The organism is Pseudomonas sp. NFPP24 (genome assembly GCF_900112095.1).
GTDB classification, from domain to species: domain Bacteria; phylum Pseudomonadota; class Gammaproteobacteria; order Pseudomonadales; family Pseudomonadaceae; genus Aquipseudomonas; species Aquipseudomonas extremorientalis.
Map to the genome: position 1 here is coordinate 394294 of NZ_FOKD01000007.1, position 20612 is coordinate 414905.

Consider the following 20612-nt stretch of genomic DNA (forward strand, 5'->3'; position numbering starts at 1 on the left):
GAGCGAGTTTCATGCCACATTCGTTCAATTAAATAAAAAGCCTTACAAATCAAGCGACTGTTTTTATCGCTAAAAACAGTCGCCGAAGGATGACGCCAGTTATTTGGCAAGCGGGCGTCGCGCTTACTGTTTTTGCGGATCGAACTGTTTATCGCGAATAAACAACGCCGGGATGACGCCGCAGATGAAGTACGCGCCGCCCATTACCAGGAACCCCATGCCGATGGAGCCATGGGACGCCAGGAAACCAATGGCTGCCGGTGCCACTGCCGCACCAATGCGCCCGATGTTGTAAGCCCCGCCCACTGCCGAACCACGAAACTTCGCCTCGAAGCTTTCGGTCATGTAGGTGGCATTCACGCCATAGGGAATCCCGTACAGGAAACCGAACACCACCAGCATCCACAAGATGTTCTCCGGGCTCTGGAACAACACGATGACCGGCAGGAAGACCGCCGTGCCCAGGGCGCCAAACGCAAACACGGCGCGACGTCCCAGGCGGTCCGCCGCCAACCCCGCAAGGATCTTGCCGAAGATCATCGCGGCGTAGGTGCCGACCATATAGCTGGTCATCGACTTGAAGTTCATCCCCAGTTCGCTTTCCAGGTAGGACGGCATCCAGTTGTTCACACCGTAGTAGCCGAACTGCAGGAAGCCTGCGGTCAAGGCCCAGAGCAGGAACATGCGGCTGGCCTTGGGGTCGCTGAAGATCAGCTTGAACATGCCGTCGGGCTTTTTCTGCTGGGCTTGCCGGGTGCCATTGGCTTTCTCCTGCACGCGCTCGGCGCGTGCGGTCACCCAGGCTTGAGGCTCTGGCACCAGGCGTTGCATCAGCACGGCGAGGATCACCGGGATGATCGCCACGTAGAACAACCAGCGCCAGCCGTGTTCGGGCAGGATCCAGCCTGCCAGCAGCGTGGCGACGATGTACCCCACCGACCAGCCAGCCTGCAGGGTGCCGAGCACGGTGGTGCGGTAGCGGGTCGGCACGTATTCGGCCATCAACGTGTTGCACGCCACATACAGCGCGCCCAGGCCGAGGGAGGCGAAAAACCGCGTGCTCGCGAACTGCCAATAGCTGTGGGTCATGCCCAGGATCGCCGTGCCCACGGAGAACAGCACGATGCTCCACACCACGGTTTTGACCCGGCCGAAGCGGTCACAGGCCCAGCCCCCGTAGATGCCACCAATGGCCATGCCGGCCAGGGTGAAACTGCCCAGGCTGCCGGCCTCGACGCTGGTCAGGCCGAACTCGGCCTTGAGGCTGCTGAGGCTGTAGGACAGCAACATCAGGTCTGCGCCATCGATCAACAGACCGAGGAAGCAGAAGATAAAGACAATGATCCACAGTTTGCTTTTTGCAGGCGACAACGCGCCCGCCGATGCGGCGACTTCCATAGCGATACCTTGTTGTAGTTGTTAGGGCATTGGGTATGGGTGGTGCTCAGCGTTGCGCCGCGCGAATCATGTTGCGGGCAATCACCAGTTGCTGGATCTGCGTGGTGCCTTCGTAGAGGCGGAACAGGCGAACATCCCGGTAGAAACGTTCAATGGCGTACTCGCTGATATAGCCGGCGCCGCCATGGATCTGCACACAGCGGTCAGCGACGCGACCGCACATCTCGGTGGCGAACATCTTCGAGCAAGAAGCTTCGGTGCCGATGTCCCGGCCTTCGTCACGCTTGCGGGCGGCGTCGAGCACCATGCAGCGCGCCGCATAGATTTCGGCCTTGCTGTCGGCGAGCATGGCCTGGATCAGCTGGAACTCGGCAATCGGCTGGCCGAATTGCTTGCGTTCGATCGCGTAGTTCAGCGCGTCACCCAGCATGCGCTCGGCGGCGCCCACGCTGACGGCGGCGATGTGCAGGCGGCCTTTGTCGAGGACCTTCATGGCGGTCTTGAAACCCACGCCTTCCACGCCACCGATCAACTGGCTGGCTGGCACGCGGACGTTGTCGAAGATCACGTCGCTGGTGTGCGCGCCGTGCTGGCCCATCTTGTGATCGCGCTTGCCCAGGGACAGGCCTGGCGTGTCACGTTCGATGATGAACGCGCTGATACCGCCCGAGCCGCGGATCGCCGGGTCGGTTCGCGCCATCACCGTGAAAATCCCGGCGTGGGGTGCGTTGGTGATAAAGCGCTTGGTGCCGTTGATCACGTAGTGGTCGCCATCGCGTACGGCGGTGGTTTTCAGCGAGGCGGCGTCGGAGCCGGAGTCGGGTTCGGTGAGGCAGAACGAGCTGAGCAGCGCGCCGCTGGCCAGCAGCGGCAGGTAATGTTCCTTCTGCGCGTCGGTGCCGTCGAGCAGGATGCCGATGGAGCCGATGCCATTGTTGGTGCCGAAGTACGAACGGAAGGCCGGGGAGGTGCGCCCCAGTTCAAAGGCGATGGTCACCTCTTCTTCCATGGTCAGGCCCAGGCCGCCGTAGGCTTCGGGAATGGTCAGGCCGAACAGGCCCATGTCCTGGAATTGGCTGATGATGTCCGCCGGGATTTCATCGGTTTCGGCGACTTCGTTTTCCCGTGGGATCAGCGCTTCATCGACGAACTGCGCAATGGCGTCCACCAGGATATGCAGGGTTTGTGCGTCTCGGATCATGTGCAGCCCTCAGCGGCCCGTTCGGCGGGCCTGTTATCGTCAATCTGCCGAGGCCATGCACCTGTCCAGCTAGCGGGTGGCGGCCTCGATATTGTTCACCATGTGCTTGAGGCGGGGGCCGATGTCGTCTTCGAGTTTCTCCCGGGAGAGGTGGAAACTCGGTCCGCCACAGTTGAACGCCAGCAAGCCGTGTTGTGCGTGTCGCAGCGGTACGGCGATGGCGTTGACATCGCGGTGCCACTCACCGATCGACATGCAATAGCCGAAATCGGTGTAGTCCCGGAAGGCGCGTTCCAGCCCCTTGCGGATGTTCGGCCAGTCCTCCAGATGGCGCTGGCGGATGTGGTCGAGAATGAACTCCCGCTCGTTTTCCGGCATCGCTGCCAGGCAGGCGCGGCCTGCTGAACTCAAGTGCAACGGCAACCGTGTACCGACCTGGCGGCGCATGGTCATGTTGGCTTCGCCCTGGACCACATCCAGGTACACCGCGTCGAGGCGGTCGCGGGTGGCCATCGCGACGGCCGCCTGGGCGTACTTGGCCATGGTCTCCATCAACGGGTGGGCCACGGCGCGGATCGACAGGTTCGACAACATGGCGTAACCGAAGGCCATCACGCCCACCTCCAACTGGTACCGGCCCGACTGCGGCAGGTGCCTGAGGTAACCCAAGCGGGTCAGGGTGTGGGTCATGCGGGTGATCGTCGGTTTCGGCAGCCCGGTCTTGCGCGCCAGTTCCTGGTTGCCCAGCACACTCTCGCTCGGCGTGAAACAGCGCAGCAGTTCCAGGCCACGGGCCAGGGCGGTGACGAACTGGCGGTCCTTGTCTTCCTCCTCATCGTTGTGCATCGGGTCAATCAACAAATGCTCGAAGGCGTTGTTGCCTGCTGGGACTTGGTTGTTGTCCGAGTCCGGGTTTCGACGGCGCATGTTAAGCCTCATTTTTTTATAAAATCAACAAAACAAAATAGTATTCCGCACAGCGAAACTAAGCAACTTTTTGCCTGGCGATTATTTGATGCGATAAACCCCGATAAAACAGCAGGTTAAAGACTGTATGTGCATGAGTTCGGGTTTTTACGTTTACACCTGTGGGGACGATACTTATGATTATCGATAAATACGGAATGTTATTTCGCATAGCGAAACAAGTGCAATCCAACTAACAAGAACAGTGCAGCAGGAGTCAATGTGACCAACGCTAACCCACCCGTGGTGACCCTCGATGTCCAGGACAATGGCGTGGCCGTGGTCCGTATCCATCGACCCGAAGTCAAGAACGCCCTGAATGCCAAGGTACGTGAGGCGCTCGCCGAGCACTTCCGCGCTTTGGCTCGCCGTCAGGATGTGCGCGCCATTGTGCTGACCGGGGGCGAACAGTTCTTCGTCGCTGGCGCGGATATCAAGGAGTTCGCCGCCGCCGGGGCGATCGATATGTACCGCCGCCACACCGAATATCTGTGGGAAGCCATCAGTCGCTGCCCCAAGCCGGTGATCGCGGCCGTCAATGGTTTTGCCCTGGGCGGTGGCTGTGAGCTGGCGATGCATTGCGACCTGATCGTGGCGGGTGAATCGGCGCGGTTTGCCCAGCCGGAGGTCAAGCTGGGCTTGATGCCGGGGGCGGGCGGCACCCAGCGGCTGGTGCGGGCGGTGGGTAAATTCCAGGCGATGCGCATTGCGCTCACCGGCTGCATGGTCAGCGCGAAGGAAGCCCTGGCCATGGGCATGCTCAGCGAGATGGTCAGCGACGATCAGACGCTGCCCCGCGCCCTGGAACTGGCCGCGCAGATCGCCGCGCTGCCGCCGTTGGCGGTGGAGCAGATCAAGGAAGTGATGCTGGCCGGTGCCGACCTGCCGCTGGAAAGCGCCCTGGTGCTGGAGCGCAAGGCGTTCCAATTGTTGTTCGACTCCAGGGACCAGAAGGAGGGCGCTGCGGCGTTCTTCGAAAAACGCACGCCGCAGTACCGGGGGGAATAAGCATGAGCGACGCTATCAACACGTTGGGCCTGGTGGGCACCGGTGTCATGGGCGAGGGCATTGCGCAAATCGCTGCTCAGGCCGGTGTTCGGGTATGCCTGTTCGATGCTCGCGACGGCGCTGCGCAAGCGGCCCGTGACAACCTCGGTGGTACGTTTGCGAAGTTGGTGGGCAAGGGCAAGATCAGCCAGGCGGCGATGGATGCAGCGTTGGCCAACTTGCAAGTGGTCGACCGCATTGAGGACCTGCGCGATTGCGACCTGGTGGTCGAAGCCATCGTGGAAAACCTCGACACCAAACGCGACCTGTTGCACCAGCTTGAAGGTATCGTCAGCCCCACGTGCATCCTGGCGACCAACACGTCTTCACTCTCCGTCACGGCCATCGCCACTGGTTGCCGGCACCCCGAGCGTGTGGCGGGCCTGCACTTCTTCAACCCGGTGCCGTTGATGCGCGTGGTGGAGGTGATCGATGGCCTGGCCACCGCGCCCAAGGTCGGTGAGGCATTGCTGGCCCTGGTTGCACGCACCGGCCATCGCGGCGTGCGCGCCAAGGACACGCCTGGTTTCATCGTCAACCACGCCGGCCGGGCCTACGGCACCGAAGCCCTGAAGATGCTGGAAGAAGGCATCGCCGAGCGCGGCGATATCGACCGTATCCTGCGCGACGGCGCCGGGTTTCGCATGGGGCCGCTGGAGCTGCTGGACCTCACCGGCCTGGACGTGTCGCACCCGGTGATGGAGTCGATCTACAACCAGTTCTACCAGGAGCCCCGCTACAAACCGTCGCCCCTGACCCGGCAGATGCTGGTGGGCGGCCGCCTGGGGCGCAAGACCGGGCACGGCTTCTATCAGTATGAACACGGCCAGCTCATCAACGGCCCGCAACCCCAGCCGGTGCCCACGGTGCAACCGCTGCCACCGGTGTGGATCGCCACGGAAAACAGTGAAGACTACGAGCGCTTGAGTGCCCTGGTGATCGACCTGGGCGCCCACCTGGAACACGCTGCGCAACCGTCGCCGCAGGCGTTATGCCTATTGGCGCCTTATGGCCGCGATGCCACCAGCGCGTGCGTGCACTTCGATACCGACCCGGCGCGCACGCTGTGCATCGATGTGCTGACGGACCTGTCGCGCCACCGCACGCTGATGCAAAACCCGCTGACGGCCCCGGCGATGCGCGATGCCGCTCACGCCTTGCTCGCAGCGGATGGTGTGGGCGTCACGGTGATCGGCGACAGCGTTGGTTTTGTGGCCCAACGCACCTTGGCGATGGTGGTCAACCTCGCCTGCGACATTGCCCAGCAGCGCATCGCCAGTGTCGAGGATATCGACCAGGCCGTGCAGCTCGGCCTGGGCTACCCCAGCGGCCCGCTGGCCTGGGGCGATGCCCTCGGGCCACGACGCCTGCTCACGATTTTGCAGCGCATGAGCGAGCTCACCCACGACCCGCGCTACCGCCCCAGCCCGTGGTTGCGGCGGCGGGCGCTGCTGGGGATTTCCCTGCGCCATGAAGCGCCGAAAGCCGGCTGATTTCCCAACCTCACAGGATAAGAACAATGGGTGCATTGACAGGTTTGCGGGTGCTGGATCTGAGCCGTGTGTTGGCCGGCCCCTGGTGTGGGCAAGTGTTGGCTGACCTTGGCGCGGAAGTGGTCAAGATCGAACGCCCGAAAAGCGGCGACGACACCCGTGCTTGGGGCCCGCCGTGGATGAAGACCGACACCGGTGAGTCGTCCGGCGAGGCGTCGTACTATCAGTCGACCAATCGCGGCAAGTTATCCGTGGCCATCGACATTGCCACTCCCGAAGGCCAGGAGTTGGTGCGGGCATTGGCGGCGAGTTCCGATGTGTTGATCGAGAACTATAAAGCAGGCTCCCTGGCCCGCTACGGCCTGGACTACGCAACCCTGGCCGAGCTCAACCCGCGCCTGGTGTATTGCTCCATCACCGGTTTCGGCCAGACCGGCCCGCGTGCCGAGGAGCCGGGCTACGACTTCATCATCCAGGGCATCGGCGGCCTGATGAGCATCACCGGCGAGCGCGATGACCTGCCCGGCGGCGGCCCGCAAAAGGTCGGCGTGGCGTTCTCCGACCTGATGACCGGCCTGTATTCCACCGTGGCGATCCAGGCCGCGCTGCTCAGCCGTGAGCGCACCGGCGTGGGCCAATACATTGATATGGCGTTGCTGGATGTGCAGGTCGCGACCTTGGCCAACCAAAGCATGAACTACCTGGCCTCGGGCAAGGTGCCGCAGCGTTATGGCAATGCCCACGCCAATATCGTGCCTTACCAGGTGTTCCGTGCCGCCGACCGCGACTTCATCATCGCCTGTGGCAACGACAGCCAGTTTGTCGCGCTGTGCCAGAGCATCGGCCTGGCGCATCTGCCGGACGACCCACGCTTTCGCCGCAACGCCGACCGCGTGGCCCATCGCGAAGAGATAGTCGCGCTGCTTTCGGCGCACTTTCTGGGGCGCAGTGCCGATGAGTGGGTGGCGTGTATCCATGCCTCGAAGGTGCCGGTGGGGGCGATCAACTCCATCGCGCAATCCCTGGAAGAACCCCAGGTGATCGCGCGCAACCTGATGGTGAAGATCCCCCATCCGCAAAACCCGGAGTTCGCCATGGTCGGCAGCCCGATCAAAATGTCCGGCACCCCCGTGGAGTACCAGCGGCCGGCGCCGAGGCTGGGGCAGCACACCGACGACATCCTCGGCGAGCGGTTGGGCTTGTCACCGGAGCAACTGGCCCGACTCAAGGCCCGCGGGATCGTTGAACAGCAGGGTTAGACCAGGGTGGTGCGGTCGATCTGCGCGATGGACGTGACGCCAGTCAGGGTCATGGCCACGCGCATTTCCTTGGCAAAGATGTCCAGCAGGTTTTCCACGCCGTGCTGGCCATCGGCGGCCAGCGCGTAGGCGGTGGCGCGTCCCAGCAGGCACGCCTTGGCACCCAGGGCGAGCATGCGCACCACATCCAGCCCGGAACGGATGCCGGAATCCACCAATACGGTGAGGTCATCGCCCACTGCATCGGCAATCGGCGGCAAGGCTTTGGCGGTGGACAACACGCCGTCCAATTGGCGGCCGCCGTGATTGGAGACCACGATGCCATCGGCGCCGAAACTCACCGCATCCTTGGCGTCCTGGGGGTCGAGGATGCCTTTGATGATCATCGGGCCTTTCCAGAACTCGCGGATCCACTCCAGGTCTTTCCAGCTGATCGACGCGTCGAAATTGTTCGCCAGCCAGCCGATGTAGTCTTCCAGGTGGGTGGGTTTGCCCAGGTATTTGGAGATATTACCCAGGTCATGGGGGCGCCCCATCAACCCCACATCGAAGGCCCATTGCGGCTTGGCGACGGCTTGCAGCATGCGTCGCTGTGCGGCGAACGGGCCGGACATGCCCGAATGGGCATCGCGATACCGTGCGCCGGGCGTGGGCATGTCCACGGTAAATACCAGCGTCGTCACACCGGCCGCTTGCGCGCGCTCCAGCGCGTTGCGCATGAAGCCGCGGTCCTTGAGCACATACAACTGGAACCAGATCGCTTGCGCGCTTTGCGACGCCACTTCTTCAATCGGGCACACCGACACCGTCGACAGGCAGAAGGGGATGCCCTTGTTCGCCGCCGCCTTGGCCGCCTGCACTTCACCGCGCCGCGCATACATGCCGGTCAGGCCGACCGGGCTGAGGATCACCGGCATGTCGAGTTCCTGGCCGAACACCGTGGTCTTCAGGCTCAGGTTGTCCACATTGCGCAGGATGCGCTGGCGCAGGCTGATCTCGGCCAGGTCCGAACTGTTCGCACGCATCGTGTGCTCGGCGTAGGCGCCGCCGTCGATGTAGTCGAACAGGAAGCGCGGCAGCTTGCGCTTGGCGGCTGCGCGGTAGTCGGAGGCGGACGAGATGATCATTTTTAGAGGCTCCACGGGCAAGGTGGCTTCAGGATAGGCAATTCTCTGGCATGATAAAAACAACTTTTATCGCTGGCAGCCAGTCGCCAAAGGAATACTGATGAACCTGAGAACATTGCGTGCCTTTGTTGAAGTGGTGCGCCAGGGCGGATTTTCCCAGGCTGCCGAGGTGGTGTCCTTGACTCAATCCAGCGTGAGCAAGGCGGTCAAGACCCTGGAAGACGAACTGGGCACGCCGCTGCTCAATCGCCTGGGCCATCGCAACGAACTCACGGCGGCCGGCGAAATTGCCTACCGTCGCGCCTTGGTGCTGCTCGCCGAGCGCAATGACCTGGTGGCCGAGATCAACGACCTGTGTGGCCTCAAGCGCGGCGTACTGCGCATCGGCCTGCCGCCGGTGGGTTGCGGCGTGCTGTTCGCGACGATGTTCGCCACCTACCGCAGCCGTTACCCGGACATCGACATCGAACTGACCGAATACGGCAGCAAAAAACTGCGCGAATGCCTGGAAGCAGGGGAGGTCGACCTGGCTGCGCTGCTGCTGCCGGTGGACGAAGACTTCGACTTCCAGCCCGTGCGCAACGAACCGTTGATGGCGGTGCTGCCCATCAGCCACCCGCTGGCCCGCCTTGAACGTATCGACTTCACCGACCTGGCCGATTCGCCGTTCATCCTGTTTGAAGCCGGCTTCGCCCTCAACGCCAAGATTCTCGCCGCCTGCGAGCGCAAAGGCGTCACCCCCAAGGTGACCGCCCGCAGCGGGCAGATCGACTTCATCATCGACTTGGTCGCCGCCGGCCTGGGCGTAGCCTTCGTGCCACGCATGCTGGCGCACAAACACAAACACCCCGGCATCGCCCTGATCCCCCTGGACGAACCCCACACCGACTGGCACATCGCCCTGGCCTGGCGCGCCAGCGCCCACCTGCCACCCGCCGCCCTGGCCTGGCTGGAACTGGCCAGGGAGCACGCCGTTTCAACCGGCCATCCGGTTTAATCACGCCAAGTGCCAGAGAAAGCTTGACTTCTCCTTTTCAATCAGTAACATACGGCGCATTCCGCGATAGCTCAGTTGGTAGAGCAAATGACTGTTAATCATTGGGTCCCTGGTTCGAGTCCAGGTCGTGGAGCCAGATAGCGACATAAAGAGAAGCCTGCAGAGATGCAGGCTTTTTTTTGCCTTGGATTTCTCCAGGGTGATCAAAGCGCACAGCGTGACCCGCATGAAGCCGTCTCTGATCCTACGATTCAGAGGGAAGCCCCATGAAAGTCGCTGCAGCGGTTTCAACCAAAGACGGCAGAGTCGGCGTAGCGAACGTCAGGATTCAGCCCCTGGCGGATGACCGAAATACGCCTTGTAGGCGTGGTTGAAGTTGGCAGGGTTGGCGTAGCCCAGGCGGTGGGCAATCTGCGCCACGTGCCATTTGCGTTGGCGCAGCAGGGTGCGCGCCAACTCCAGGCGCTGCTGGCGCACGTAATCGAGCATCGATTGGCCGTACACCCGGCTGAAGGCACGTCTGAGGGTGGTCTCACCCACGCCCAGTTCCCGTGCCAGCGCCAGCGTGCCGGGTGGTTTCATCAGGTTTGCGTCGAGCTTGAAGCGTGCTTCATGTGCCAGGTCCGCATGGCTGCGCAACGGGGCCGTGGGCTTGGCCGGTTGTGGCGCCAGGTGCGTGGCCAACTCGACCAGCACGGCCAGGCTCAGGCTTTCCTGGTTCAGCCGTTCCAACGCCCCCTGGTAGGGCGAGTGATAAAGGCGCTCGAACAAACGCCCGACGGCGCGACAGCCGTGCAGTTCTGAAAAGTGCATGCCATCGTCGAGCAGCCTGGCCAGCGATTGCAGTGACGGGTCTTCTTCGGCCAATTGGCGCAGGTAGTCGCCGCCGATGCGCAGCCCGGCCATGCGCGCACGGCTGCCGGCAGGCATCTGGTCCATGGCTTCCATGCTTTCGCTCAAGCCCAGCACATGGGGCGCACCGGGGGTGTATTCATTTAGCCGACCGTCTACCCGATGCTGCCATTGCCCACCCAGTACCTGCACGATGCACACGCTGTCGGGCAGCACCTTGTGGATGCGTAACGGTTCGGGGAACTGCAGATCGCAGTCGAAATACTGCAGGTGCGGCCGCACCGTCTGCGCACGGTAATGGCCGATCGCGCTGCCCATGACCTGCTGCGCGCTGTCATCGAATACACCGGCCTGGTCCAGGGCCTCTGGGTGATCGAAGCAGAAGTGGGTGTCCAGATAGGGGTTGCGGCGGTCCATTGGCAAAAACGTCCGTCAGAGCGGGTGGGCAGCGTTGCATGATATCGACATCGGGCAGCCCGATCAGTTGTTGTTAGCCACGGCCTTATTATTGTGCGCCACGGCCGGACCGCTTGGCAGGCGTCGGCGCGTTGATTTCAATGGTCGGCTTTGAACTGTCGAGGAAGCCGTAAATGTTGATATATCGCAAGTGGGCAGCGCTGCTGGGCCTGGTTCTGGCCGTGATCGCGGGGATCGCCCAGGCTGACAACCGCCCGGAAGTCGCGGAAAAAGTGCTGGCCTATGCCGGCGAAGGCGGCGTGAAAGTCTGGACCCTGCGCATCGGCGCGCGCAGTGACAATCAGGCGCTGGTGCAGGTAGAGGGCGTGGACCACGACTGGAACATGAAGATCCAGAAAATGGCCGTGGAAAAGACCGGCAAGGACACCCGCTATTCCACCACCGTGGACGGCCAGAAGTTCGTCGTGCTGGTGCTGCGTCAAGGCTGGGGCGAGCTGTACTTGCCCGGCGACGCTCAAGCGTTGAACGTTGGCTATGACGAGTTCCTGTCCAGCCAAGGCAATGCGCAGGCATTCCTGACCGATTATTTGCAGGCCAACTGAGCAGTGGGTCGATTCGCACGGTGGTCGTGGGCGCTGACGATACTGGTACTGCCGCTGGCCCTGATGGGGTGGGCCAGTCTGCAGAGCTGGCGCGCCGATGAAGTGCTGCGGGACGCGCAAAGTATCGACGGCGACTACGCCTGGCTGCGTGTGCGTCAGGCCCTGGCGGGGTTGGCGTACTGGCTGGCCATCGCCGCGTTGGTGGCCGGGCTCTCAACATGGCTCAAGATGCGGCTGGACGCATGGCGCGCGCGGCAATCCAAGGACTTTCTCTACGGCCGTCTGTTCCTCTGCTGGCGTGCTCTGGGCCACTGGTTGGTGGCCTACACCGGGCTGCTGGTCTGCGCGCTGGCGCTGTGCCTGCTGTATGAACTGAGCTGGGGCTGGAGCCACTTCAAGGCCGGCGGCTGGTTCATGCTGTTGGTGGCGGTGCCAGTGATTACCGTGCTCTGGACAGGCTGCCGGTTGATTGAGCGGTTGCGCCGGCAATGGCGCGCCTTGGACCGGCCTTCCTCGGCGTTTCTGGGCCAAACCCTGGGGCGCGCCAAGGCACCGGCTTTATGGGCGTGGGTTGAGCAACTGGCCAATACGGCCGGCGCGCCGGTGCCCGACCATATCGTGGTGGGCATCGACCAGGCGTTTTTCGTCACCAGCGTCGATGTCGCGCTGCAACCCGCCGGTGACGTGCTCAGCGGGCGCACCCTTTACTTGCCGCTGACCTACCTCTCGACCCTGAGCCAGGCCGAGGCGGCGTCGATCATCGGCCATGAGCTGGGCCATTTCAGCAGTCGCGACACCGAACGGGGCAGCGAGATCGGGGCGCATTTCAGCCTGATGTGCCTGCACTTTTCGTATATCAGCGCTGGGGATGCCGACCCGGCGTGGGTCGAGCGCCCGGCTATCTGGATGACGCAGCGTTTCCTGCACCACTTTCAACTGGCGGTGCACCACTGGGGCCGCGCCCAGGAATTGGTCGCAGATAGGGTGGGCGGCAACATCGGCGGTGAACGCTTATTCTGCCAGGCACTGTTACGCGTTATCGCGCTCGACGGGGAGATCCACAGGCTGCTCACCGAGCGCCACCCGAACCTGATCCAGGCCCTTACCGACCACCTGCTTCATACACCACTGCGCTTGGACAAGGCAGCGCTGGACCATGCCATCGCGCACCCGTTCGATACGCACCCGCCGACAGCACTGCGCATGCAGCAACTGGGCGTGCGACTGGATGACGACCTGCTGGCCCAGGCCACTCGCGTGCCTACCGAGCACGACCGCCACTGGTTCAGCCAACTCACCCATGCATCGTCCTCCGATGTCTGGCTGCCTGTATCACCGCCTATATCAATCGCTCAAGGAGAATGACCCATGACCCAACCCTCCGATCCGCTGTCGGATCTCGCCAGCACACTCAGTCAGGAATATGCCGACTCCCGCGAAGCTCAGCGCGAGCGTGCGATCGCCGAACTCGAGCAGGTCATCCATCGCGTGCCCGAGCAGACCGAATTCACCAATTCGCGCCGTTACAAGGTGCGCGGTCCGCTGTTTTTGCTGATTGCCCTGGGCTTGCTGGGCTTCGGGCTGCACCGAGGTTACAACGGCTTGGCCGTGTGTGCCGCGGTGATGGCAGTGGTGTTCGTACTGCTCACTTGGCAGCACCGCAACGCCGGGCAACATGCCTTTATGCGCCTGACCCGCCGCCAGTTGTTTGTGGACACCTTGAGTGCGCCGGTCGATCTCGTCGAAATTGCCGACGTCAGCGTCAGTGAGGAAGGCTGGCTGACGGTGCAGAAACTGATTTTGCGACCCGGTGCGCCCCTGCCTGTGCATCGCGCCACGCGACAGCTGTTCGGCAACCAGGCGCTGGCCCTGAACAAACCCCAGCCGCAGATCCTGATTCAATCCGCCGGCCTGATGCATGAGGGCCATACCCTGGATGACGATCAGATAGCAGACATCCTCAACGCCTATTGCCAAGCCGCCCAGGCCCAACAACATCTTGATGCGCTGCGCCAGGGCACGCAGCGCGATTCCTGAGCGGTTGTACGGTAGAGCCGGTTCAGGGTTGTTGAAATTGCCTCGCTGCATTGACATCCAGATCCGCAAATCAACCTGTTGAGCATTCAGTTTATGACCGTGATCGCGCCAGTTGCGATGGCCGCGATCAACATCACCAGCACGGTGCCGAAGGTCCACTTCAGCGAGACCCGCTGGTTATCGCCATAGTCAATGTCCAGCAGCCCGCACAGTAGGTAGGTGGAGGCCACCAGCGGGCTGAGCAGGTGCACTGGCTGGCCGATCAACGATGCGATGGCCATTTCGTGGGGGCCGATGCCGTAGTGGGCAGCGGTTTCGGCGAGGATGGGCAGCACTCCAAAATAGAACGCGTCGTTGGTCAGGACGTAGGTGAACGGCATGCTGAGCAGCGCGGTGATGACTGACATGCCGTGGCCAGCCTGCTCTGGCAGGATGGCGATCAGGTTATCGGAGATAGCCTTGATCATCCCGGTGCCGCCCATGATGCCGACGAAGATGCCCGCCGCAAAAATCAGCAGGGTCACGGCCAGCACGTTGTCGGCGTGCCGACCGATGACTTCCTTCTGCTGTTTGAGCGTCGGGTAGTTGATCAGGCAACCCAGGCCGAAGGCGACCATGAACAGGATCGGCAGCGGCATCAGGCTGAGCATCATCGAGCTGATGAGGGCGACCGTCAGGACCCCATTGAACAGAAATTTCGGGTCGCTCAGGCGAACGTGTGCGTAGCCTTCGAGCACCTTGTCTTCGCTGACGCTGACAATACCCAAACGGCGGTATTCCATTCGACCTAGCCACCAGGCGGCAAAAATCACCCATACACCGCCAGCAATCATGATGGGAACCATCTGTAAAAACAGCTCGGTGATGTCGACGTGCATGGCACTGGCCGCTCGCGAAAACGGCCCGGCCCACGGCAGGATGTTCATCACCCCGATGGCCAGCAGTAACACGGTGGCCATGACCTGCAAACGAATGCCGGTCAGACGATACAGCGGCAAAAAAGCTGCTGTGGCGATGATGTACGTGGTTGCGCCGTCGCCGTCCAGGCCGACGCACAACCCCAGCACGGCGGTGCCGACAACGATCTTGCGCGGATCGCCCTTGACCAGCCGCAAAAGCACCTTGATCAGCGGGTTGAACAGACCGGCGTCGGTCATCATGCAGAAATACAGGATCGCGAAGGTCAACATGATGCCAGTGGGGGCGAGCATCTTCACGCCGTCGTACATCATGCCGCCCAGTTGCGTGGCGAAACCGCCGAGGCAACCGAAGAGGATCGGCACCAGCAGCAGCGCCACCAGCGGTGAAAGGCGCTTGTTCATGATCAGGTACATGAAGCAGACGATCATGGCGTAGCTCAGAAAGATCAACATGGGCATCCCTTTTATTGGTTTTGTAGGGGGCGAGCGCGGGACGGCTCGCGTTCTTCGGGCCGAACGAAGCCGGTGCAGCAGGCGCACAGGATTCAGCGTGTTGCGGGTTTAGTGGTGCGAGAACATCGGCTGGCCGCTGTGGGGCAGGTCGGTGACCAGGATGGAACCGGTAGAAGAGTCGGTGATGAACAATTGCCGATTGCCCTCGCCACCGAACGCCAGGTTGGTCAGGGTGCGGCCTTGGGTGCACGAGCGAATGCGGTACAGCGGCACGGCGTGAGGGTCGAACACCCAGACGCAGCCGTTACCGGCATCGCACACATACAGATTGCCTTCGCTGTCCAGCGCCATGCCGTCGGCGCCACTGACGCCCCCGGCCATGGCGGTGAAAATGCCCGCCTTGCTGGTGCCGCCGTCGCGTTGGATCGGCAGGCGCCAGACAGCGTTGCCCCGAGTCATCGCCACGAAGAGCGCGTTCTGCGCGAGGTCCATGACAAGGCCGTTGGGGCTCGGGCCGTTGTCGATCAGACGCGTGAGGGTCTGCTTTTCCAGATCATAGGCGTAGACGCGACCGGTCGGGTCCTGCTGGCCGGTCTGGCCCTGATCGGTGAAGTACAGCTTGCCGCCGGCATCGAAGAATAGGTCGTTGACACCCTTGAAGCCTTCGCTGCGACTGTGAGTGAGGAACGGCGTCACCGCGCCGGTGTGCGGAGCGAGCGTCAGGATCCCTTGCTTGTAATCGGCGATGAAAATCCGCCCGTCGCGGTGGATTTTCAAACCGTTGGGCCAGCCATCGTACTCGGCGATCAACGTCCAGTGGCCTTGAGGGTCGATGCGCAGGATGCGGCCGTAGGGAATGTCGGTGACGTACAGGTTGCCGTCCCGGTCGAAGGACGGCCCTTCGAGAAAGCTTTTGACCTTCTGCCCTGGTTTGTTGGCGCGTACCCAGTCGGAGTCGCCGTCTTTCCAGAATGCTTCGGGCAGCGTGGTGAACACGCGGGTCGACAAATCGCGAGGCGGGGCATACAGGCTCACAGGATCAGCTCCTACGGGGGCGAACGGAAAGCACCGATCTTGCTGGTGACGAGACCTTTTCGCCTTATTGTTTTTGTTCTATCTGACAGAACGTTGTGTTTGCAGATAGAACAAGGTTCGACTTTATTTTTTCAGCTGTCAACCCACCGGGATTGTCTGTTTTTCATTTCGCCATTCATCACCAAGCACTCCCAACGCTCTCGGGAGCGCCCTGGCGCATCGCTCGGGATGAGAGGCATTGACAGTGGGATTTTGTCGGCTCATGATTATTTCAGAACAGTGTTCTGTCAGATAGAACTATTGCATTCCACCACCCGGAGACCCGGCGATGAACTCTAATAACAACCTGGACATCCTGATCAGCGAGGTCGGCCCCCGTGATGGCCTGCAAAGCATTAGCGCGACCATGCCCACTGCGCTCAAGCTTCAATGGCTGACGGCCCTGGCCGACGCTGGCTTGAAGGAGATCGAGGTCGGCTCGTTCGTGTCCCCCAGACTGCTGCCGCAAATGGCCGATGCCGCCGAGTTGGTGGCACACATGCGTCAGCGTTCGGACGTGTTCGTTACCGCGCTGGTGCCGAACCTCAAGGGCGCCGAGGCAGCGTTCAACGCCGGCGTACAAAAGATCACCCTGCCCATTTCCGTCAGCGAGCCCCATTCACTGGCCAACATCCGCAAGACCCATCAACAGGTCTACGACGAAGTGCGTACGGTGATGGCCCTGCGCAACGAGCGCTTCCCGCACGTCGAGGTCGAGGCCGGGCTGTCGACGGTGTTCGGTTGCACGATTCAGGGCGAGGTGCCCGAGGACGATGTGCTGCGCATGGCCCTTACGATGGTCGAGCTGGGCGTCGATGAAGTCGGACTCGCCGACACTGTGGGGTACGCCAATCCGACGCAGGTGCGTCGCGTGTTCACCCGTCTGCGCAACGAGATCGGCAGCAAGGCCGGCAGCGCGCATTTTCACAATACCCGTGGGCAGGGCCTGGCCAATGTGGTCGCGGCGCTGGATGTTGGCGTCACCACCATCGATGCCTCTCAGGGCGGTATCGGCGGTTGCCCGTATGCGCCGGGGGCGTCGGGCAATATCGTGACCGAGGATCTGGTCTACCTGCTCGAGTCCATGGGCCTGCGCACCGGCGTGGACATCGACAAGCTGGTGGCCGCTCGCGCCTGGCTGAAACAGGGCCTGCCAGGAGAGCCGCTGTATGGCTTCATCCCTGACGCAGGCGTCGGCAAGAATTTCCATTACGCCGGAGGTGCGCGATGAGCCTGCTCAATCGGAACCTTCAGGCGCTGCCGCTGGCAGGCGTGCGTGTGGTCGAGTTCGTGCACATGGTCATGGGCCCGACCTGTGGGCTGGTGCTGGCGGACCTCGGCGCTGAAGTGATCAAGGTCGAGCCGACGCCCGAGGGTGACAACACGCGTCGCCTGACCGGCTCCGGCGCTGGCTACTGGATGACCTACAACCGCAACAAGAAAAGCTTCGCGGTCGACATCAAGACCGAGGAAGGCATGGCCGCGGTGCGCAAGCTGATCGAAAGCGCCGATGTGGTCACCGAGAACTTTCGTCCCGGCGCCATGGACAAGCTCGGCCTGGGCTACGAGCAGGTCAAGGCGATCAAGCCGGACATCATCTACAGCTCGATGAAAGGCTTTCTGCCGGGGCCGTATGAACATCGCACTGCGCTGGACGAGGTGGTGCAGATGATGACGGGCCTGGCCTACATGACGGGTCCCGAAGGCCGCCCGCTACGCGCCGGTGCCTCGGTCAATGACGTAATGGGCGGCATGTTCAGCGCCATCTCGATTCTGGCGGCGCTGTGGCAACGCAAAAACACCGGGGAAGGGCAGTTCGTGCAGACCGGGCTGTTCGAGAACTCAGCGTTTCTGGTGGGGCAACACATGATGCAGATGGCAACCACTGGCAAGCCTGCCGCGCCGATGCCCAGTCGTTTGTCAGCCTGGGCGATCTACGACGTGTTCAATACCCTGGGCGATGAGCAGGTGTTCATGGGCGTGGTGAGCGACAGCCAGTGGGTCAATTTCTGCCAGGGTTTTGGCTTTACAGAGCTGGGGCGCGACCCTGGACTGGCGAAAAACACCCAGCGCGTGCAGGCCCGGGCGAGGATTCTGCCGCAGGTCCGCGAGCGTCTGGCGCAAATGAGCAAGCAGGAGGTCATGGACCTGTGCGAGCAGACGGGCCTGCCGTTTTCGCCGATCCAGCGGCCGCAGGACCTGTTCGACGACCGGCACCTGAACGAGTCGGGTGGGCTGGCCCATCTGACGCTGGAGAATGGCGACGCGGTCAAGGTGCCAATGCTGCCGTTCGAGATGAATGGTCGTCGCTTCAATACCCGCCTCAATGTGCCGCAAATGGGCAGTCACTCTGCCGAGCTGCTCGAAGAAATGGGCTACGCGTCGGGTGACATCGAAGCGTTGCGCGGGCGTGGCATCGTTCGCTGATACCGCTGGAAGGGATTCCTGATTCCTGTAGCTGACGGACATTCCCGCCGTCAGCCTTATAAAAATAAATGCTGAGGAAACCCGTCATGGCCATCGTCACGACACCCCCGCACAGCAGCGATATCAGCAGCGTGCGCTCCCTGGATGCCGAACAGACCCGCGTCCTGCACAAGGCCGCCTGGCGCTTGATCCCCTTGCTCGCGCTGGCGTATTTCTTCAATTACCTGGACCGCACCAGCGTCGGCTACGCCGCGTTGCAGATGACCGAGCAGTTGGGCCTGACCGCCACGCAGTTCGGTCTTGGCGCGGGCATCATGTTCTTCGGCTACTGCCTGTGCGAAGTGCCGAGCAATCTGGCGATGTACCGTTTCGGCGCCCGCCTGTGGATGGCGCGGATCATGATCACTTGGGGCCTGGCCGCTGCCGCCACCGCGATGATCGTCGGGCCGTACAGCTTCTATATTGTGCGCTTGATCCTCGGCATCGCTGAAGCCGGCTTCTTTCCCGGCGTGATTTTCTTCCTTACCCTGTGGTTCCCCGCGCAATACCGCACGCGGGTGTTGGCCTGGTTTACCGTGGCCACGCCGATCTCGTTTCTGGTGGGCGGGCCGCTGTCGATCTGGCTGTTGCAGATGCACGGTTTGCTCGGGCTTGCGGGTTGGCAATGGATGTTTCTCATCGAAGGGGTGCCAGCGTGCATCCTCGGTTTGATTACCTTGAAGGTGCTGACCAACCACCCGGCCGAGGCCAAATGGCTGACCGCCGAAGAACGCCATGTGCTGACCGGCATGCTCGCCGAAGAGCAGAGCAAAGGTCAGCACAGCCATGGCTTCAAGGCCGCACTCAAAGACCCACGCGTGTGGATTCTCAGCTCGATCACCTTCAGCTTCACCCTGGGCTCCTACGGCATTGGTATCTGGTTGCCGCAGATGCTCAAGGCCCATGGTGTCGAAGTCAGCATGATCGGCTGGGTTGCGGCCATTCCGTACTTCTTTGCCACTGTAGCGCTACTGATCTGGGCCAAACATGTGGACCGTACCGGCAAAGGCATTTTCAACCTGACCGTGGCCATGCTGCTGGCAGGCTTTGCGTTAATCCTGGCGCTGCGAATGGACGCGCTGGTTCCGGCACTGGCAGGGATCACTTTAGCGCTGATCGGCACGATCGCTGGCAAGACGATTTTCTACACTTTGCCGGGCAAGTTCCTGCGCGGGCAAGCCGCAGCGGGTGGAATCGCACTGATCAATTCCATTGGCGCGTTTGGCGGGTTTGTCGGGCCTTACCTGATGGGCTTTTTGAAGGACTACACCGGGTCGTTCACCGCAGGTCTGATGGTCATGGGCTGCATCATGTTCGTTGCCGCAGCAATGGTCGTCTCGCTTCGCTTCTTCCTGCGCGAGTAGTGAGCAGCGGCTGCACTTTTTTCAGAAGGGATCGGGCGGCTCTGATATTGTCTTGCGGGTTGGCGGGGTGGTTTGCGAATCATCCGCCGCCTGCGAGCGACGAATCGACAATGAGTGTCTATGACTACCGAATCTGAAAAAAACCTTTCCGACCAGGCCGCCAATGCCGAAGGCGGCGTGGCTGCCGTCGACCGCGCATTTGCTATTTTGTCGGCCTTCAGCATCGAGCAGGACTGTCTGGCCCTGGCCGAAATCGCGCGGCGGACGGGGTTGTACAAAAGCACCATCCTGCGCCTGATCGCCTCGCTGGAAAAAGCCGGGTTCGTCCGTCGCCTCACCGATGGTCGTTACTCGGTCGGCCCTGAGCCTCTGCGGTTGTCGCAGCTGTACCAGACCTCGTTCCGACTGCGTGACGTGATTCACCCCTTGCTGGAGTCGATCACTGAGGAAAGCGGTGAAACCTCTTCGTTCTACGTGCTGGAAAACGGCAGCCGCGTCGTGTTGTTTCGGGTCGAGCCCAAGCGTGCGGTGCGGGTTTCGGTGCTGGAAGGCGCGCGCTTTCCGTTGCAGGCCGGAGCGTCAGGCAAGATCCTTCGGGCCTTTTCCCACGATGCGGAGCCTGCATTGACCGAGGTCCGCGAACGCTTCTGGGCCTGTTCCTTCGGCGAGCGGGACCCGGAAACTACCGCCGTATCAGTGCCGGTGTTTGCCATGGGCCATGAGTTGAAAGGGGCGCTGACCTTGTCCGGTCCGTCCGACCGTCTGCTCAAGGAACACATCGAACATGCGGCGTCGATCCTGTTAAGAAACGCAGCCATCGCCAGCAATGCGCTAGGCGGTAGTGACCGAGAGCTACGTGCAGCTCTGACACGTCTGGGCGAATCGATGGTCCGTCGTTAACCGGCGAGCGACCGCTTAGGGCTGATGTTGTGAGAGGCA

The 20612-nt window shown here is 62.0% G+C and carries 18 protein-coding genes and 1 tRNA gene; 12 read left to right on the forward strand and 7 right to left on the reverse strand.

All coding sequences use genetic code 11. The features are described 5' to 3' along the window. Positions 1-123: 123 nt before the first annotated feature. The 3 genes from BM026_RS17810 to BM026_RS17820 form a co-directional block, all read right to left on the reverse strand. Complete coding sequence (locus BM026_RS17810) at positions 124-1398, reverse strand: MFS transporter (protein WP_093513966.1); 1275 nt, start codon at positions 1396-1398, stop codon at positions 124-126. Between the two features lie 46 nt (positions 1399-1444). Next, positions 1445-2599, reverse strand: coding sequence for an acyl-CoA dehydrogenase family protein (locus tag BM026_RS17815; protein ID WP_071490741.1), 1155 nt, complete (start codon positions 2597-2599; stop codon positions 1445-1447). Positions 2600-2668: 69 nt separating this feature from the next. Continuing rightward, complete coding sequence (locus BM026_RS17820; protein WP_092243260.1) at positions 2669-3538, reverse strand: IclR family transcriptional regulator; 870 nt, start codon at positions 3536-3538, stop codon at positions 2669-2671. A 249-nt stretch (positions 3539-3787) separates the two neighbouring features. Here BM026_RS17820 and BM026_RS17825 point away from each other — a divergent pair, with 249 nt between their 5' ends. The 3 genes from BM026_RS17825 to BM026_RS17835 are packed head-to-tail and all read left to right on the forward strand — an operon-like array spanning position 3788 to position 7364. Then, a complete protein-coding gene (locus BM026_RS17825) occupies positions 3788-4573 on the forward strand; it encodes an enoyl-CoA hydratase (RefSeq protein WP_093529590.1) in 786 nt (261 codons plus the stop codon). Positions 4574-4575: 2 nt separating this feature from the next. Further along, on the forward strand, positions 4576-6105 hold the full coding sequence (locus tag BM026_RS17830; RefSeq protein WP_093529592.1) for a 3-hydroxyacyl-CoA dehydrogenase: 1530 nt from the start codon (positions 4576-4578) through the stop codon (positions 6103-6105). A 26-nt stretch (positions 6106-6131) separates the two neighbouring features. Continuing rightward, entirely contained in the window at positions 6132-7364 is a 1233-nt protein-coding gene (locus BM026_RS17835) for a CaiB/BaiF CoA transferase family protein (RefSeq protein ID WP_092243269.1), read from the forward strand. Here the strand turns inward: BM026_RS17835 and lldD are convergent. Next, complete coding sequence (gene lldD, locus BM026_RS17840) at positions 7361-8491, reverse strand: FMN-dependent L-lactate dehydrogenase LldD (protein WP_058424979.1); 1131 nt, start codon at positions 8489-8491, stop codon at positions 7361-7363. The two genes, BM026_RS17835 and lldD, sit on opposite strands and share 4 nt — an antisense overlap. A 100-nt stretch (positions 8492-8591) precedes the next feature. Between lldD and BM026_RS17845 the strand changes: the two genes are divergently transcribed. Further along, a complete protein-coding gene (locus tag BM026_RS17845; RefSeq protein ID WP_093529594.1) occupies positions 8592-9488 on the forward strand; it encodes a LysR family transcriptional regulator in 897 nt (298 codons plus the stop codon). Between the two features lie 60 nt (positions 9489-9548). Beyond that, positions 9549-9624, forward strand: a tRNA-Asn gene (locus BM026_RS17850). 185 nt (positions 9625-9809) lie between these two features. On the opposite strand, the gene BM026_RS17855 is transcribed toward BM026_RS17850, so the two are convergent. Then, the gene (locus tag BM026_RS17855; RefSeq protein ID WP_093529596.1) at positions 9810-10757 is read right to left on the reverse strand and encodes a helix-turn-helix transcriptional regulator; all 948 of its coding nucleotides are present in this window, start codon (positions 10755-10757) and stop codon (positions 9810-9812) included. Positions 10758-10930: 173 nt separating this feature from the next. Between BM026_RS17855 and BM026_RS17860 the strand changes: the two genes are divergently transcribed. From BM026_RS17860 to BM026_RS17870, 3 genes are read left to right on the forward strand one after another with little or no spacing between them, the layout of a single operon-like run. Beyond that, positions 10931-11359, forward strand: coding sequence for a hypothetical protein (locus BM026_RS17860; RefSeq protein ID WP_071492789.1), 429 nt, complete (start codon positions 10931-10933; stop codon positions 11357-11359). A 3-nt stretch (positions 11360-11362) separates the two neighbouring features. Beyond that, a complete protein-coding gene (locus tag BM026_RS17865) occupies positions 11363-12724 on the forward strand; it encodes a M48 family metallopeptidase (RefSeq protein WP_256575528.1) in 1362 nt (453 codons plus the stop codon). Between the two features lie 3 nt (positions 12725-12727). Then, positions 12728-13396, forward strand: coding sequence for a hypothetical protein (locus BM026_RS17870; RefSeq protein WP_063611816.1), 669 nt, complete (start codon positions 12728-12730; stop codon positions 13394-13396). Between the two features lie 86 nt (positions 13397-13482). Here the strand turns inward: BM026_RS17870 and BM026_RS17875 are convergent, their stop codons facing one another. Both BM026_RS17875 and BM026_RS17880 read right to left on the reverse strand, forming a co-directional pair. Continuing rightward, on the reverse strand, positions 13483-14769 hold the full coding sequence (locus BM026_RS17875; RefSeq protein WP_093529598.1) for a CitMHS family transporter: 1287 nt from the start codon (positions 14767-14769) through the stop codon (positions 13483-13485). A gap of 108 nt (positions 14770-14877) precedes the next feature. Further along, positions 14878-15804 (reverse strand): SMP-30/gluconolactonase/LRE family protein, encoded by a 927-nt coding sequence (locus BM026_RS17880; protein WP_093529600.1) that lies wholly within the window; start codon positions 15802-15804, stop codon positions 14878-14880. Between the two features lie 328 nt (positions 15805-16132). On the opposite strand from BM026_RS17880, the gene BM026_RS17885 reads away from it, so the two are divergent. From BM026_RS17885 to BM026_RS17900, 4 genes are all read left to right on the forward strand, one after another. Continuing rightward, on the forward strand, positions 16133-17074 hold the full coding sequence (locus BM026_RS17885; RefSeq protein ID WP_093529602.1) for a hydroxymethylglutaryl-CoA lyase: 942 nt from the start codon (positions 16133-16135) through the stop codon (positions 17072-17074). Beyond that, entirely contained in the window at positions 17071-18270 is a 1200-nt protein-coding gene (locus BM026_RS17890) for a CaiB/BaiF CoA transferase family protein (RefSeq protein WP_071492793.1), read from the forward strand. The genes BM026_RS17885 and BM026_RS17890 overlap by 4 nt, the downstream gene beginning before the upstream one ends. Before the next feature lie 86 nt (positions 18271-18356). Then, positions 18357-19673, forward strand: a complete 1317-nt coding sequence (locus tag BM026_RS17895) for an MFS transporter (RefSeq protein WP_058424970.1) — start codon at positions 18357-18359, stop codon at positions 19671-19673. Positions 19674-19793: 120 nt separating this feature from the next. Beyond that, positions 19794-20573 (forward strand): IclR family transcriptional regulator, encoded by a 780-nt coding sequence (locus tag BM026_RS17900; protein ID WP_093529604.1) that lies wholly within the window; start codon positions 19794-19796, stop codon positions 20571-20573. Positions 20574-20612: the final 39 nt, after the last annotated feature.

Coding starts and splice junctions, on each gene's coding strand:
- BM026_RS17810 (WP_093513966.1), bottom strand. CDS start 1,398: ATGGAAGTCGCCGCATCGGCGGGCGCGTTGTCGCCTGCAAAAAGCAAA.
- BM026_RS17815 (WP_071490741.1), bottom strand. CDS start 2,599: ATGATCCGAGACGCACAAACCCTGCATATCCTGGTGGACGCCATTGCG.
- BM026_RS17820 (WP_092243260.1), bottom strand. CDS start 3,538: ATGAGGCTTAACATGCGCCGTCGAAACCCGGACTCGGACAACAACCAA.
- BM026_RS17830 (WP_093529592.1), top strand. CDS start 4,576: ATGAGCGACGCTATCAACACGTTGGGCCTGGTGGGCACCGGTGTCATG.
- BM026_RS17835 (WP_092243269.1), top strand. CDS start 6,132: ATGGGTGCATTGACAGGTTTGCGGGTGCTGGATCTGAGCCGTGTGTTG.
- lldD (WP_058424979.1), bottom strand. CDS start 8,491: ATGATCATCTCGTCCGCCTCCGACTACCGCGCAGCCGCCAAGCGCAAG.
- BM026_RS17845 (WP_093529594.1), top strand. CDS start 8,592: ATGAACCTGAGAACATTGCGTGCCTTTGTTGAAGTGGTGCGCCAGGGC.
- BM026_RS17855 (WP_093529596.1), bottom strand. CDS start 10,757: ATGGACCGCCGCAACCCCTATCTGGACACCCACTTCTGCTTCGATCAC.
- BM026_RS17860 (WP_071492789.1), top strand. CDS start 10,931: ATGTTGATATATCGCAAGTGGGCAGCGCTGCTGGGCCTGGTTCTGGCC.
- BM026_RS17870 (WP_063611816.1), top strand. CDS start 12,728: ATGACCCAACCCTCCGATCCGCTGTCGGATCTCGCCAGCACACTCAGT.
- BM026_RS17875 (WP_093529598.1), bottom strand. CDS start 14,769: ATGTTGATCTTTCTGAGCTACGCCATGATCGTCTGCTTCATGTACCTG.
- BM026_RS17885 (WP_093529602.1), top strand. CDS start 16,133: ATGAACTCTAATAACAACCTGGACATCCTGATCAGCGAGGTCGGCCCC.
- BM026_RS17890 (WP_071492793.1), top strand. CDS start 17,071: ATGAGCCTGCTCAATCGGAACCTTCAGGCGCTGCCGCTGGCAGGCGTG.
- BM026_RS17895 (WP_058424970.1), top strand. CDS start 18,357: ATGGCCATCGTCACGACACCCCCGCACAGCAGCGATATCAGCAGCGTG.
- BM026_RS17900 (WP_093529604.1), top strand. CDS start 19,794: ATGACTACCGAATCTGAAAAAAACCTTTCCGACCAGGCCGCCAATGCC.